Raw genomic sequence first — 13000 nt, 5'->3', positions numbered from 1 at the left:
CTAGAAAGTAAATAGTAGACAGTTTTCTTGATTATCTGCCATTTTGTTTTTTCTTTAAATACTTTGTAAACAAACTTAGAAATAAGAGTATTTATTTTTTTCATTAAAACTCCTCCCCCTCATCAAACTTTACCCTCTTCACCTTGCCCTGATGGGTTACCAACTTTGTCTCTCCATGAGACGGTAATTCAGTTAATCTAGCTCTTCCATCAGACACAACTATGACAAAAGGCTTATCTTCTTTTAAGATATCTACTTCTATTTTACCAGAGTTAGGATTTATTTCTACATTTTTCAGTCTCATACCAGTTCCCCCTCGGATATGATATAATAAGTGTTACCAGTACTTAGTCATTCCGAGAGGAATGGCTTTTTTGTTATCCTGACATTAGCTCCTGGTCCATCATCGCAACTATGCCCCTTTTTTCAAGTACTCGATGGATAAACAGCCTTCCCTTTTGTGTCCAGTGTGTATTCATTTTCACATCTGGTGTCCCGTCAGAACGTTCGATATCCACCGTATAAGATTTTGTATATCCTTTATCGTGGTAAGTAGATTTAAGAAGCCATTGACCACGCTGTTTAAACTGGATACCTTCCTCTTTTAAAATTTGATTCAATGTTCTCGCTGACATACCATAATCCTTGGCGATCTGAGTCGTGGTGACAGTATTTTTTGATTTAAGAATTTCATCAACATAATTAGCTTTCTCTTCGTATAATGCTGCACGTTGTTCAAGCAGCTGTACCTTTTTCTGCTCCTCTATCCACTGCTTAGCTCGTTCAATCGGATCCTCGATCATGTAAGAAGCGACGCTTGGAGCGGGAATTTGTTCTTTCATCCGGTTAAACTCCGCAATATATTTTTCTTTGAATTCCATTGCCTTTTTCCCGCTGTATCCCATAGCCAGTAGCGTGAAACCGTCTTGAGTGATTAAGTACTTAGGCATAGACTTATTCTGAGAATTTAGATAAGAGGACTGCTCAAAATTTAGCTGTCCAAATTCTTTACTGCAACCTAGCTCCCTAATGTCTTTAAGAACGTTCTTATGTTCTTTTTCAAAAGCTTCAGCGACCATCAAACTATCTGTAACCACTCGATTATTTTTAACGAATACCAAACTCAATTTACTCATCATTTCACTCCTCCTTACTTTTAGTTCGGCCAGGCTATTAAATTATTGGGACGGTCCTTGATGACCTATGCTAAACATAGACCGTTCTTATTTTGTTACTTACTAACTTTGCACCTTCGACTTATATAAAATTTGCCTTGAGGTAAAGATAAAGGTTCATCGTCACATGTCCTATAATCAACGTTTTCCAAACGATTTTCATAGGTGAATGCATTATTATAAATAGATTTGACATAACCATTCTTGATTTCAAAACCAATAAGCACAGAACTTTTCTTTTTCCTTAAGTACCAAATAGCTAGTTTTGTAAACACGTTTCCACTCCTTTACAATTTGGACGGACTATGACATTAACATCCTTTTGTAACAGCTATGAAAGGATTACCATCCCAATAAGCTTCAACAATCTCTCGAACTGTAATTAACTCGTCATCGTCTTCTCTCTTACGAACCTTTTTATCAAATGAAACAATTTCAACCTCGTCATCACTGTATAATTCTTCATCCGATAGTCCTGTCAGTTCCTTGTAGTAAGCTTTAGCCCCATCTAAGGAGTAGCTTGCTACTGCATCACATTCACACAATTGAAATACTTGAACATCTTCTAAACCTTTTTCTTCAACAACTTTTAAAGTATTCATAATTTAAAACCTCCATTTTTTTGCATAGTATCCCTCTACAGTCCATTACTTCGCCTTAACAATTTCCATAACTTTAATTGAACCCACTTTATTCATTTCATAAATATCCACATGTACATCATTGTCTTTACAATGCTTGAAGAGAAACTCCGAAATAGAATGCTTGAAATCCTTATCGTCCGTTTGTAAAACAATTGTATTTTTCATCAATAACCCTCCTTCACATTAGTACTCTACTATTGGTAATCCCGAACTGTTATCCTCATAGGGATTCGGTAGTAGGGTATTTCCTTTAACGTCATTGATTGTCATTATCCTCTTTCCACTTACTTATGCGAGCGTCGGCATAAGCTCTCCCGGTCCACGATGTTAACTCTTCCAGATAGAAAGGTTCATGACAGCGCGGACAATTAGGTAACATCTTTCGACCACGGTAATCCTTCTCTAATCGTTTAATAACCACTAACCAAGGCTTATAACTAGCTATCTGCTTCCTTTGTTCTAATAAATTCTCTACCTGCCTTTGTAACTCTTGTCCATTTGTTGCTAATTCGTACATTGCTTCATAAGGATCGACAACGGATCCGCAGCTACTACAATTAACTCGTCTATTTCTTGTATCTATAACAAATCTACGTTTTTCACACTTACATATTTTTTCTATTCCTCTATTAATTCGAATTTGGTCAAGTTCGATTATTTTGTCTGGTAAATCATCCATCTTACCCCTCCTCAATATGTGAAACTTATAAACAAAGGGCACTCACCAAAAGAGCACCCTATTATACTTTTCATGCGTTGCGGTTCTCAAAACAGTACTTATCACTAAAATAAACTTTCTTGAAAAATCCCATTTTCAATAGCAACAGGATTTATCCAAAGGACTTCTTCTCTTTTTGCTCCCCCTTCCGCTTTCGCTTTTTTCCTTTCACGACGCCAGTTACTCAAGGTTTCATCATAAAGCGGATGAGCATAACCTGATAAAATAACAGGTCCAGGATGTACCTCTAAAACCTCTAATAATTCAATATGTTGTTCGATTGACATCTCATGTTTGTAACTAGTTGTCGTCCGAGTTGAAAGGATATAAGGTGGGTCTGCATATATCAATACATTCTGCCTCGAGTATCGCTGTATTAACTTTATAGCTGGCTGATTTTCTATTTGTACTCCTTTTAGTCGCTCTGCTACTGAAGCTATTTTTTCAGGAAATTGAAGCCATTCTTTTCCTGGCAATGGCCCATTCATCTCAATCATGCTTCTCCAACCAGTTCGATGTGCCGTTTTCCCTCCACGCCCCTGCCATAAGCGAACGATTAACCGTCTTGCTCTTTCTAGATCATCTTCTGACTCAAGATAACTATGGTAATACTCTTCTCGACTATGCGGTGTTAATCTAATAGCGTGTGCTAATTCGTCTGGTCTTTCTCTAATTACTTTGAAAAGATTAACCACCTCACCATCAAGATCATTTACAGTCTCGAGCTTGCTCCTTTTTTTTGAGAAGAGAACTGCTCCGGATCCAAAGAACGGTTCTAAGTATGTTTCATGTTCTGGGAAGTGACTAATAATCCAATCAGCCATGCTCCATTTGCTACCGGGATAATGTAATATTCTTGGTATCATCAAAAAATAAATCTCCTTCCCTCAAGTTCATAGAATACCTTTGGCCCTCTCATCCACTCAACGTTCTTTCCAATTTCAACTTATCTACAACAGCAAGGTAATCCAATGCCACCCCTCTGCCACGGTTAACCTCGTATGTGTATACATCAAGATCATCTAACGGAATGCTTTTACGCCCGCCTTTTTTGGCTTTCTCCATGTAATGACGGATCGTTTCAACTGGTAAAAGGAATACACGATGTAAAGGTCGTATCTCCACCAACAGGAAGGCGATAGCTCCGTTCTTATGTGCGAGTTCTAAATAATCGTATTGATGCTTAGAAAGCATTGATAATGGGAAGCGCTTCTCCCCTGTTGACTTCGCCTCAAATACAATCGATTTCCCTTCGTAGATACCGTCATAATCAACGGTAGACTTTTCTTCAAAAAAGCCACTAATTACTCGCTTACCTTGAGATTTAAGCACTTTAACAGGAGTAGGCCTCTTGTTGATGATGGCCATACCCTTACTAATGTACTGTTGATTCGTGATATTGATTAAATGCTCAAAGGCCATTCCTCGATTACCGTATCCCATCCATATCCCTCCCTTATCCAGCTAGTTCCTCATTCAATTCATCCATAAAATTCTGCTCGTGGTCTTTGTGAGCTTCGGTTAGCAATTCAATTAAATCTAACTCTTGTGGCTCTTCTGCTACCTTCTTAGCGCAAGTGGGACCATATCCTTTCTTTCGACTACTATCTGACTTAAGAACCCTTCCACAACGTTTACACTGCACTATCCCGGTCATAGGTTACCCCTGCCTTTCGTAACATGCTTTGTAATTCTGTTAGTGTCAGACTAGCAATCTCATTACGGTTTATATCGCGACTAGTAGTTAAATGGTCAATCAGTTCTTCTCTTTTGGCATCAATGGCCGATCTCAGCAATCCATGCTGATTCATGTCATCACTCCTTGTTCTTTTCGTTTCTTGCGTTCTTCTAGCAAATCTGCAAAGCTCTTTTCAGGTTTTACAGCTTCAATACTTGGTTCAGAATTAACCGAGCTTTGTGCGGTTTCTTGCTCTTCTATAAGCCACTTTGGCAACGTATCTCTTCTCGTATTTTTATATTTACGATGCTGATTAAACCTTGCAGTTGATTTGGTCTTCTTCTGTGAATTTTGTGCATTCTTTCTGGCTTCAAGTCGAGCCACATTCTCATGATGCCGATCAATGATGTAAGGCTCACAGTACGAAAAAGAATTAATTTTTTGTCCTGGTCTTTTCGTTTTCTCGTAATCTAAAAAACAAGATTCTAATAGCTTTATAGCTTCAGTGAATGGCACTTCTGCTAACGTTCGTTGAATAGCTTGGTAGTCATCAGCCTTTATGTGGAGTCCAGTAGCTCTTAACTCAATATAACGATTGGCCAGCTTGTCCACTTCGTCTTCTGCGCTAGGAGTATGTGGTATTTCTGCATCAAGAGCGACATCTTGACGATCGTCACGCAATGGACCGGGGAGCGACACCCCGCCACTTTCTCCTTTGAACGATGAATCTTTATTATTATTAGTAGTAGTAATCTGTAATATCTCTGTAGTATCTTTATTAGATCGGACATTTTTGTCTGTGTGATCCGACATTTCTGTCTGATCCAGTTCAGACATTTTTGTCTGTTCTCTTTCAGAACCGACATTTCTGTCCGACTGATCAGACATTTTTGTCTTATCATTTTCAGAACAGACTTTTTTGTCTGATCTGTATTTCTTTGAATTTTTCACAGTGAAAATTAATCCATAAGGTGCTCTGGTTGTTCTGAGATAATCTTCGTCTCTCAATTTATCAATCCACCTCTGGACGGTCTTGGTGTCCACACCAAATTGAACGGCAATTTCCCCATTCTTAATAGGTTTATTACCTAAGACAATGCCCCATGTTTCACCGTCACGTTCGATTTCTTTCGTTGTAGAACTGATGCACCAGAGGAATAACCAAATCGCATTACCCATCCGTTTATAATGATCAGCTGTCAAAAGGCCACTATAGGTGTTGAACGGAAAGCTAGACATTGCCTCACCTCTTTTAATTGAATGTTATAAATAGATAACCAACTGGTCTTCCTTCTCACGATGAACCAAATGTATTTCTGTTCTAAGCGACTTCACCACTAACCATTCCCTATCATTCAGTCCACTCTGCTCCATTAACAGCTTTTGACGCTTCGTAGGACGTTTTCCTTGTTTCATAACTTTGAATCCCTCCTTCCTCTCACAGATAGCTGTCATTCCTTCAATTCTTATAAGGGAGAGATCGGGATGACTTTTGGCTAAGTAGCCTAAGACATACCTTCTGAATAAGACTGCACGATTCTCATAACCCTCAGTCATCCATATATAGTCGTGAGGGATTGGTACTTTATGTTCCATTGCATTCTCCCCTCACGAGTATCAAAACGGAAGGTCGTCACTCGATATATCGATTGGTGGACTTCCATTAGCAAATGGATCTTCTGAGGCTTGTCCACCATAACTACTTGATTGACTGCCTTCTGAACGACGAGTCTCCATAAACTGCACGCTTTCAGCCACAACTTCAGTAATAAAAACTCTACGCCCTTCGTTGTTTTCATAGCTTTGAGTCTGAATTCGACCATCTACACCTGCTAAATGACCTTTCTTTAAATAATTCGCGACATTTTCTGCTGACTTCTTCCAAGCAACACAATGAATGAAGTCCGCTTCACGCTCTCCCTGCCTATTTGAAAACGTTCGATTTACAGCAAGCGTAAAGTTTGCAACAGCAACTCCAGTTGGTGTATACCGCAGTTCAGGATCACGTGTTAAACGTCCAACTAACACGACTCGATTAAGCATTTTGTTCATCATCCCCCACATGCTCATCTACTTTTCCTTCTAAATATTCAACCGTTCTCTTCATGTCATTAAGACTCCAATTTTTGGGGTTACCGTCAATCTCCAATTCAAACAAAGCAATTGACTCCATTTGCTCTTTGCCTAGACCAAGCTTCGAACCTAATTCTTTCACTCGAATAGATAATCTTTTCCATTCGTCATCAATATCCAACGCCTTATTCTTATTTCCATGATTAGACTCCAAGCGCTTAATGTTAGGATCATCATATTCAATCACCTCACGCATTGGCATTTCTTCCTGTGTAACTAATCCACTGATATTAAACTGCCTTTTTAGCACAATAACTTCTGCCACTTTTCGTATCATCGAACTAGGGTAGTTATCCCACACAGGATTTTTACCTGCAGCATTCTTATATTCCTGAAAATCCACTACAATAATGGCTGGTTCTCTCCCTTTTCTTTTACACACAGCCCAAGCACCTGTTATTTGACCACGATCAGCACCAAACTCATGCTGAATCTCCTTGGTCATAGGGTTAAAGTGGAACTTATCTTTCGATCTAATTTCAAAACTATTTAACTCTTCAAAGTCCTCATCGCTCTGCGCTACCTTTACATAACCATCACGACTTGTCATGATGATTGGATCTACACCTTCATAATCAATTTCACCACTAGGAAGTCGTTTATAATCCCAATTCCCTTGAGCGTCTTTTACTTTTTTGGGTCTCTTCACAAACCAAATTTCTTTTGCAAAAGGATCCAATTGATACCGTTCTGCCAGATGCATAAACATTTCTAATTCATCATCGGTAGCACCCTTCGCTACCGTATTCTTTATGACTTTGATTTTTTCCGAAGAAAAGTGCAGTAATGACCCTGTCGTACTGGCAAGCTCATCACTGTTTTGTTCAGGGGATAAATCAGTAACTTTTTCCTCACTCATTTATAGAACCTCCTTGATTTTTTGGGGAGGATTACCTATACTTTATTTATAGTTTTTTTCGTATAGGTAATCGATCGGGATCATCAGACGGCATTCTGGTGATCTTTTTCTGTTCTTGGAACCTTAAAGTATTCAAACACTTCGTCCCAATCCTTAAACGTGTAATAACAACCAAATCCATGACCATCATCGACACGTACTTCGTGCCCACCAGGTAGATCAATAAATTCATAATGCATCAACTCACCATTGATATACTCAGGATGTAAATCCTCAACATTTAATCGTCTACTTCTGACTTGGCCTAAATACTCTGCTTTACGACCAATAGGCAGTTCAAACTCTGAAATGGCACCTTCGATGTTCTCCCTATACATGAGTGGTTTAATCAGTTCTAACGGATCACCATGCTGTAAACGAGCCATCATGCATCTTCCTTTCGGTAGACTACTAATACTTGACCAACACCGCTAAACTTAAAATCAAGCACTTCTACGTCCCCATTTTCGACTAACCATTGATTCATGTGTTCATCACTTGAACACGCTCTCACTGCTACATTGCCTGCAATTTCATTAATCAATTCAAACGCCTCCTATTCTTTTATCAAAGTTCTTGGTGCCAGCTGCACCGAGGGAGCCACGACGTTGAGAGATAGGAGGATCAATAAGCAACGTCTTTTGGGGTGGACATGGATCGTCATGGCTCCCTCGGCAAAGCCAACATTGATGCTTGCCGAATCAACATATAGTTGATAAAATCTTTATAAGGCCATATTTTTTATGAAGCGTGAACTGTTCCAGCAGTTTGCGCTTTTTCAATTTTCTCGATGGATGGACCATACTGCCTTTGAAAATCAATACGTCTCATCGATACCGTATGAGCAAGGTTATACATCAACTTCTTTTCCGTCTTTTTCGCTTCAATGCCATACACTGCATGTAGTAGTAACGCTTTATTCATTAAAGAACGAGTAATCAGCTTCATTTCCATTCCGTCAAGCTCTGCATTGACACCATGCTCTAACACTTTATTTAAGCTAATCTCAACGAGCTTCTTGGATGGTTCAGACTTCCCTCTCATACTTAATCGCAATGTATCGATGACTAGCTGCACTTCCGCTCGATTGAATCCTTCTAATGCTTTCAATTTCATTTTTCATCGCCTCCAGGTACTTTTCTTGGTTCCCTATCTTTAATATCTAAATTCGGCTTACAGTTACTGCAGAATGAATGATTTTCTATTGATGCATACCAAACAACTTGGCCATTTTTAAAATCCTCATGACACTCACCACAGTAAGTACTCCTTGCTATTTTCATGTGAGCCTCCCTATAAAATGAAATTAATCCATCCGATGATCGATAAACTTGATAACAATTGAATGAGTGCTGCAATGTCTACACCACATATAACCGCTGCTGCTACCTCTGGTGCATTCGTTACTTGGAACCATCTAATCAAATCAGACGCTTTTAATTCCAACTTGTCATTTTCCAATCGCGAGACTGCGCTACGAGATAAAAACATCTTTTCTGCTAATTCTTCTTGGCTTAACTCAGCGTTCAACCTCACTTTCTTAAGTATTGATCCAAACTGCATCTTTCTCCCTCACCTCCTTCATGTGCAATATCTGCACATAACTTGCAAGGCATTAACAACAAAATGACTAGTTAACTAGTAAAATTGAGTTATGTTTGATCTTTTGCATGAACTATATTCGATACGGCTGTCACTAAGCTTAATGCAACTGGATCACCTCTTTCGATTGCCTGATCAAACCATTCCTGAATTTGCTCAGGTGACATATTTACAAGAGAAGAGTGAATCGTGACAATGGTGTTGCCATTCGTGATTGTTTTGGAATCCAAAGCATTCGCCCCCTTTGGGGCATGTATATGCTGCGGATTGAGTGGGACAGCCCTTGCGTTTTGTGGCATTTAAATAACCCCCTTATGACGGGAATCGAAATGTCCCTTTAAGTGACATTCACTTTCAAAAAAAAGAGTCCAATTAAAATCAAGCGAATTACCTAGAGCTTTTGCAACTGTTACACCTGGATCTTTTGTTCCATTCTCTATATGAGTATAGAAACTACGTGAAATCCCACTTTTTTTAGCTACTTGTTCATGTGTCATTTTATTTCTTTCACGTATTTGCTTTAACCAAATTCGCAATTATATCACCTCCATGTCACCGATAGTGACTTAATTAACTTTATATTGTGTCACTTTAAGTGACTTGTCAACAATAAATTAATACTTTTAGTGACATTTATTTATGTCACCTCTAGTAACATGTATAATTATTATTATTAAATAAAGTAATGGTGGGTAACTATATGAACATATTTGCTTCTCGTCTAAAAAAAGCAAGAGAAGAATTTAAAAAAAATGATTCTCGTTGGACACAGGAATTCGTCTCTAAAAAAATTGGAGTAGCTCGTTCGTCTTACACCTCTTATGAAAATGGTTCAAAGCAACCACCATTAGAAACTGTCAATAAATTAGCTGATTTATTAGAGGTATCTGCAGACTACCTCCTCGGTCGTACAGATACTGAGAGTATCGAAACCGAAGAGCAACGCCTTGAACGAAAAGTAGATGAAGCTCTTATGGATCCGGAAACAGAGGTTTTCCTAAAGGACTATTTATCTGCTCCAGAAAAGAAGCGTGAGGATGTGCGGAATTATCTGAAGTTTTTGATTCAGCAGGAGGAACTTGATAAAAACAAATAAAAAAACGGCACCTTAGAAAGAGAGGTGTCGTTCTTTATTTGCTCAATATTGGGAATCAATATATCTTCTCTACAATTACAGGGCAGTTCATAGGAGTTAGGCTAGATATCTTCCGTAATCTCCTCCGATTATGGAGGAGAATTTTCTATTGAATAGTACGGTTGTACTGCATAGTGTATATCTGTTTTTCCTTGCTTATCCAACATTAGCGCTCGATTGTAGAACAACTGCTATCACTTATTGAAATGATTTATCTACCACATATTTTTAACTTCATTAAGTGGCAACTTTCTCAGATTATCAATCAGTTGATTCATCTCTTTAGGAATTTCAATCTGATGATTTTTCAACTCATCATAATATCGATTAGTCAAATTAGACAAGTTAAATAATGCATCTAAATAATCTTTATTAATGTCAGTAATTGCAATCTCATAGATGTCCAAGCAGTCTTGTAATGATGAAATAATTACATTCTTAAATTGAGATGTTAAGAACATTTCCCTAGTAATAATTGGTGATAAATGTAAAAGAATTGATCGACTATTTTTTACGTCCATATACTTTAGGGACTTAATAAGATCTAGTAATTCATTCTCTATTTTAATGTCCTTATTTTTAAAATTCTTATATACAACTACAATATCTAAAGCAGTAAAAGCTTGTGATGTATGTTCTAGAGAACCTGACATAATTTGCTTCATAATATCTTTATACACGTTTTGCCAATTATTACTTACAAGTTTCTCTAATATATTTATACATAATATTGAAGTATCTGTTTCCTGAAATACCCCTTTTATTTTGCTAACCAAGTACTTTACAGAGTTATCATAACTGCCAGAAATGGCGGCTTGAGTAATAACATAAGCAATTATCTCACTCAATTTCGAAAAATATTTCTTGGCCTCTTCCCCTTGCCCGAACATTTGCAAGAATATATCATCATATTTATCTTCAAGAATTAACCGTTTTTCATTTTCCAAGTATTCAAAAAGATACTCCAATATAGAATTGATTGTATCGTTTTCCCAATCAAGTGTAGTGTATTTATTATCACTAAAGTATGATAATGCATAAAAATTATATTTGTAAGATTGAATTACACGATCTACGTTACCGTAGCCATGTATAGCCCCTTCTTTCACACAACGAGGAAAATCAGGATTCTTTAGATATGAGGTATAGATTTCTTTAAAAGATACTTCTGAAGGGTGAGGTAAATCCTCCCACAAAACAACAGAAAAAATCCCAGACTTTGGAAGATTATATTTATCTATTTGATTCCAAATTGCTTCAGAAACTCTTTCATGATATTCCGAAAGCAGATTGCTTTCATTCAACAATGCAAGCTTCCTTAGTGCATTATTACGAATATTAATGTCTTCACTTTTTACTTCATCAATAGTATTTAATATTAAATCATGTGAAACTTGGTCCTGCATACCATCATTCTTAATATTTCGGAAAAATCTTGCTAAATCAATAGCATTTGATGAAGGTTGCTTTAGAACCTTATCAATATTTTTTTTTAATATATTTGAATTAAAATAATATGATATTCCACATAAGGCGTTAATAATATCATTTTTATTTATATCATTAACTTTGGGTATAGTTTCATAAATCTTGTCCAAGAATTTTATAATCCTATCATCATCTAGTACGCTACATAATCTCGGTAAAACAATAAATATTGCTTCCTGTGATATTATTTGCTTAGTATAATGAGTGTACCTTTTTTCTTGAAGATCTTCTAAAAGCAATATTAGTTGGTCAAATAATTTCCGAGTCCACTCAATACTTGCTGTTACAATTCTTTCTTTTGTAAAAAATGCTTTAATCATTTTTGCATCATCTGTTCTAATGACATAAGACCATTTCCAAAGCGGATTTTCACTCTTTAAAATTAACTCAGTACAAGCTTTGGTAATGAGTTGTCTATGGTCACTAAATATGGGTAAGCACAAATTATCTTGAACAAGCAAATAGCGGTAAGCATCAATGAAAGCATCTGTTACTTCAGTTGGTGTAGTACCGTATGTAATCGTGTATGTATTAGGGTTGAATGCCTGGAGCTCCTCTCTTTTCTTGTGTTCTGCTGCAAACAAGCTATTAATTAACTTCTCCTTATTTTCATTAAGAATTTTCCTCACATTATATTTATTATCTGTAAAATCTTGATCCGAAAAGTCATTTAAGCTGTTTCCATATAAGTTTAGGGATCTTGCACAAAGATTAATATAACTCATTAATGCTGCTGTTTTATTTTCCGAATATGATTTTTGTGCAACAGAGGCGGAGCACTTTTTAAGTATATCTAAAGCATCATCCATTAATCGGAGCTGACTTAAAAGACATGCCTTTTTCACTTGTGTTTCAAAAGAAATATCTCCTTGAATCTTTTTCACACATTCTAACGCCTTTATATAATTGAATTCTGTAATATAAAACTTACATCTCTCGATTAGGTATTCAGACTTTCTTTGAGTGTCCATATGAATAGTTTTAGACTCAATCAATTTCATTAGTTCATGATATTGGTCAAAGTTACTATTTAATCGATACATTTCTGCAAGATACATAACCAATTCAAACCACATGGAATTAAAGTTGTCTGTCTCAGTATCTTTGGACAAGTTCTCAAAAGGGTAATCTTTTAATAATTTTTGAATCTGCTTCGCCTCTTGATTCATTAATCGCATGTAACACTTTCTCAACAAGGCTGCTATATTACTAACTAAAGCAAATTTATTTTGGCTATTATCTAGTCTAAGTGCATGCACAAAATGACCATACAATTGTCTATGAAAATCACCTATAGCGTTCACTGGCAAAGCTAAATATTTAGATACTTCAGTATTAACTTCAACTGTATATTTAAGCATTTTATTATAATATTCTTCTTTATCAATTTTCCATAATGGGCCATCATTCATGAATGGAATTTCTTTAAAAATATTTTGTTTCTTGCCATAATTCTGCAATAATTCTAAAAATCTATTAATTGCATCATAATGTTTGTTTGCTGAGTTATTCTCTATAAGAGATTCTAA

The 13000-nt window shown here is 36.7% G+C and carries 22 protein-coding genes; 1 reads left to right on the top strand and 21 read right to left on the bottom strand.

Going from position 1 to position 13000, the window contains the following annotated elements:
- Positions 1-103: 103 nt before the first annotated feature.
- The 20 genes from ACERJO_RS20480 to ACERJO_RS20385 form a co-directional block, all read right to left on the bottom strand.
- Entirely contained in the window at positions 104-304 is a 201-nt protein-coding gene (locus tag ACERJO_RS20480; RefSeq protein WP_373648716.1) for an XtrA/YqaO family protein, read from the bottom strand.
- A 73-nt stretch (positions 305-377) separates the two neighbouring features.
- Positions 378-1136, bottom strand: coding sequence for a Rha family transcriptional regulator (locus tag ACERJO_RS20475; protein ID WP_373648715.1), 759 nt, complete (start codon positions 1134-1136; stop codon positions 378-380).
- 350 nt (positions 1137-1486) lie between these two features.
- Positions 1487-1777, bottom strand: a complete 291-nt coding sequence (locus tag ACERJO_RS20470; protein ID WP_373648714.1) for a hypothetical protein — start codon at positions 1775-1777, stop codon at positions 1487-1489.
- A 45-nt stretch (positions 1778-1822) separates the two neighbouring features.
- Positions 1823-1984: a hypothetical protein gene (locus tag ACERJO_RS20465; protein ID WP_373648713.1), complete on the bottom strand. Its 162-nt coding sequence runs from the start codon at positions 1982-1984 to the stop codon at positions 1823-1825.
- Between the two features lie 91 nt (positions 1985-2075).
- Positions 2076-2498 carry a hypothetical protein gene (locus tag ACERJO_RS20460; protein ID WP_373648712.1) on the bottom strand — a complete coding sequence of 141 codons (423 nt, stop codon included), beginning with the start codon at positions 2496-2498 and terminating at the stop codon, positions 2076-2078.
- 104 nt (positions 2499-2602) lie between these two features.
- The gene (locus ACERJO_RS20455; protein ID WP_373648711.1) at positions 2603-3406 is read right to left on the bottom strand and encodes a DNA adenine methylase; all 804 of its coding nucleotides are present in this window, start codon (positions 3404-3406) and stop codon (positions 2603-2605) included.
- Positions 3407-3452: 46 nt separating this feature from the next.
- Positions 3453-3980, bottom strand: a complete 528-nt coding sequence (locus tag ACERJO_RS20450) for a Holliday junction resolvase RecU (protein ID WP_373648710.1) — start codon at positions 3978-3980, stop codon at positions 3453-3455.
- A 13-nt stretch (positions 3981-3993) separates the two neighbouring features.
- On the bottom strand, positions 3994-4194 hold the full coding sequence (locus ACERJO_RS20445; protein WP_373648709.1) for a DUF6011 domain-containing protein: 201 nt from the start codon (positions 4192-4194) through the stop codon (positions 3994-3996).
- On the bottom strand, positions 4172-4348 hold the full coding sequence (locus tag ACERJO_RS20440; RefSeq protein WP_156315009.1) for a hypothetical protein: 177 nt from the start codon (positions 4346-4348) through the stop codon (positions 4172-4174). Before ACERJO_RS20440 ends, ACERJO_RS20445 begins: the two co-directional genes overlap by 23 nt.
- Positions 4345-5454, bottom strand: coding sequence for a hypothetical protein (locus tag ACERJO_RS20435; RefSeq protein ID WP_373648708.1), 1110 nt, complete (start codon positions 5452-5454; stop codon positions 4345-4347). The genes ACERJO_RS20440 and ACERJO_RS20435 overlap by 4 nt, the downstream gene beginning before the upstream one ends.
- 24 nt (positions 5455-5478) lie before the next feature.
- The gene (locus ACERJO_RS20430) at positions 5479-5811 is read right to left on the bottom strand and encodes a DUF6906 family protein (protein ID WP_373648707.1); all 333 of its coding nucleotides are present in this window, start codon (positions 5809-5811) and stop codon (positions 5479-5481) included.
- A gap of 21 nt (positions 5812-5832) precedes the next feature.
- The gene (ssb, locus tag ACERJO_RS20425) at positions 5833-6258 is read right to left on the bottom strand and encodes a single-stranded DNA-binding protein (RefSeq protein WP_373648706.1); all 426 of its coding nucleotides are present in this window, start codon (positions 6256-6258) and stop codon (positions 5833-5835) included.
- Entirely contained in the window at positions 6251-7207 is a 957-nt protein-coding gene (locus ACERJO_RS20420; protein ID WP_373648705.1) for a RecT family recombinase, read from the bottom strand. Before ACERJO_RS20420 ends, ssb begins: the two co-directional genes overlap by 8 nt.
- Before the next feature lie 83 nt (positions 7208-7290).
- Positions 7291-7632, bottom strand: a complete 342-nt coding sequence (locus ACERJO_RS20415) for a hypothetical protein (protein ID WP_373648704.1) — start codon at positions 7630-7632, stop codon at positions 7291-7293.
- Complete coding sequence (locus ACERJO_RS20410) at positions 7632-7790, bottom strand: hypothetical protein (RefSeq protein WP_373648703.1); 159 nt, start codon at positions 7788-7790, stop codon at positions 7632-7634. Before ACERJO_RS20410 ends, ACERJO_RS20415 begins: the two co-directional genes overlap by 1 nt.
- 197 nt (positions 7791-7987) lie before the next feature.
- Positions 7988-8362, bottom strand: coding sequence for a hypothetical protein (locus ACERJO_RS20405; RefSeq protein ID WP_373648702.1), 375 nt, complete (start codon positions 8360-8362; stop codon positions 7988-7990).
- Positions 8359-8529: an SET domain-containing protein gene (locus tag ACERJO_RS20400; protein WP_373648701.1), complete on the bottom strand. Its 171-nt coding sequence runs from the start codon at positions 8527-8529 to the stop codon at positions 8359-8361. Before ACERJO_RS20400 ends, ACERJO_RS20405 begins: the two co-directional genes overlap by 4 nt.
- A gap of 10 nt (positions 8530-8539) precedes the next feature.
- Entirely contained in the window at positions 8540-8809 is a 270-nt protein-coding gene (locus ACERJO_RS20395) for a helix-turn-helix domain-containing protein (protein WP_373648700.1), read from the bottom strand.
- A gap of 89 nt (positions 8810-8898) precedes the next feature.
- Positions 8899-9147 carry a hypothetical protein gene (locus tag ACERJO_RS20390; RefSeq protein ID WP_373648699.1) on the bottom strand — a complete coding sequence of 83 codons (249 nt, stop codon included), beginning with the start codon at positions 9145-9147 and terminating at the stop codon, positions 8899-8901.
- Positions 9148-9384 carry a helix-turn-helix transcriptional regulator gene (locus ACERJO_RS20385; protein ID WP_373648698.1) on the bottom strand — a complete coding sequence of 79 codons (237 nt, stop codon included), beginning with the start codon at positions 9382-9384 and terminating at the stop codon, positions 9148-9150.
- A 164-nt stretch (positions 9385-9548) separates the two neighbouring features.
- Between ACERJO_RS20385 and ACERJO_RS20380 the strand changes: the two genes are divergently transcribed.
- Entirely contained in the window at positions 9549-9944 is a 396-nt protein-coding gene (locus tag ACERJO_RS20380; protein WP_373648697.1) for a helix-turn-helix domain-containing protein, read from the top strand.
- Positions 9945-10198: 254 nt separating this feature from the next.
- On the opposite strand, the gene ACERJO_RS20375 is transcribed toward ACERJO_RS20380, so the two are convergent.
- Positions 10199-13000: hypothetical protein (locus ACERJO_RS20375; RefSeq protein WP_373648696.1), on the bottom strand; the 2802-nt coding region annotated here is incomplete at its 5' end.

Origin of the sequence: Halalkalibacter sp. AB-rgal2 (genome assembly GCF_041821005.1) — a bacterium.
Classification (GTDB): domain Bacteria; phylum Bacillota; class Bacilli; order Bacillales; family Bacillaceae_D; genus Halalkalibacter.
This window is presented reverse-complemented; position numbering and strand designations above follow the sequence as displayed.

What these genes read in the sequence shown, in the direction of transcription:
- ACERJO_RS20420 (WP_373648705.1), bottom strand. Translation starts at nt 7,207, where the DNA reads ATGAGTGAGGAAAAAGTTACTGATTTATCCCCTGAACAAAACAGTGAT.
- ACERJO_RS20460 (WP_373648712.1), bottom strand. Translation starts at nt 2,498, where the DNA reads ATGGATGATTTACCAGACAAAATAATCGAACTTGACCAAATTCGAATT.
- ACERJO_RS20475 (WP_373648715.1), bottom strand. Translation starts at nt 1,136, where the DNA reads ATGAGTAAATTGAGTTTGGTATTCGTTAAAAATAATCGAGTGGTTACA.
- ACERJO_RS20435 (WP_373648708.1), bottom strand. Translation starts at nt 5,454, where the DNA reads ATGTCTAGCTTTCCGTTCAACACCTATAGTGGCCTTTTGACAGCTGAT.
- ACERJO_RS20405 (WP_373648702.1), bottom strand. Translation starts at nt 8,362, where the DNA reads ATGAAATTGAAAGCATTAGAAGGATTCAATCGAGCGGAAGTGCAGCTA.
- ACERJO_RS20400 (WP_373648701.1), bottom strand. Translation starts at nt 8,529, where the DNA reads ATGAAAATAGCAAGGAGTACTTACTGTGGTGAGTGTCATGAGGATTTT.
- ACERJO_RS20390 (WP_373648699.1), bottom strand. Translation starts at nt 9,147, where the DNA reads ATGCCACAAAACGCAAGGGCTGTCCCACTCAATCCGCAGCATATACAT.
- ssb (WP_373648706.1), bottom strand. Translation starts at nt 6,258, where the DNA reads ATGCTTAATCGAGTCGTGTTAGTTGGACGTTTAACACGTGATCCTGAA.
- ACERJO_RS20415 (WP_373648704.1), bottom strand. Translation starts at nt 7,632, where the DNA reads ATGGCTCGTTTACAGCATGGTGATCCGTTAGAACTGATTAAACCACTC.
- ACERJO_RS20395 (WP_373648700.1), bottom strand. Translation starts at nt 8,809, where the DNA reads ATGCAGTTTGGATCAATACTTAAGAAAGTGAGGTTGAACGCTGAGTTA.
- ACERJO_RS20450 (WP_373648710.1), bottom strand. Translation starts at nt 3,980, where the DNA reads ATGGGATACGGTAATCGAGGAATGGCCTTTGAGCATTTAATCAATATC.
- ACERJO_RS20440 (WP_156315009.1), bottom strand. Translation starts at nt 4,348, where the DNA reads ATGAATCAGCATGGATTGCTGAGATCGGCCATTGATGCCAAAAGAGAA.
- ACERJO_RS20445 (WP_373648709.1), bottom strand. Translation starts at nt 4,194, where the DNA reads ATGACCGGGATAGTGCAGTGTAAACGTTGTGGAAGGGTTCTTAAGTCA.
- ACERJO_RS20465 (WP_373648713.1), bottom strand. Translation starts at nt 1,984, where the DNA reads ATGAAAAATACAATTGTTTTACAAACGGACGATAAGGATTTCAAGCAT.
- ACERJO_RS20470 (WP_373648714.1), bottom strand. Translation starts at nt 1,777, where the DNA reads ATGAATACTTTAAAAGTTGTTGAAGAAAAAGGTTTAGAAGATGTTCAA.
- ACERJO_RS20380 (WP_373648697.1), top strand. Translation starts at nt 9,549, where the DNA reads ATGAACATATTTGCTTCTCGTCTAAAAAAAGCAAGAGAAGAATTTAAA.
- ACERJO_RS20480 (WP_373648716.1), bottom strand. Translation starts at nt 304, where the DNA reads ATGAGACTGAAAAATGTAGAAATAAATCCTAACTCTGGTAAAATAGAA.
- ACERJO_RS20430 (WP_373648707.1), bottom strand. Translation starts at nt 5,811, where the DNA reads ATGGAACATAAAGTACCAATCCCTCACGACTATATATGGATGACTGAG.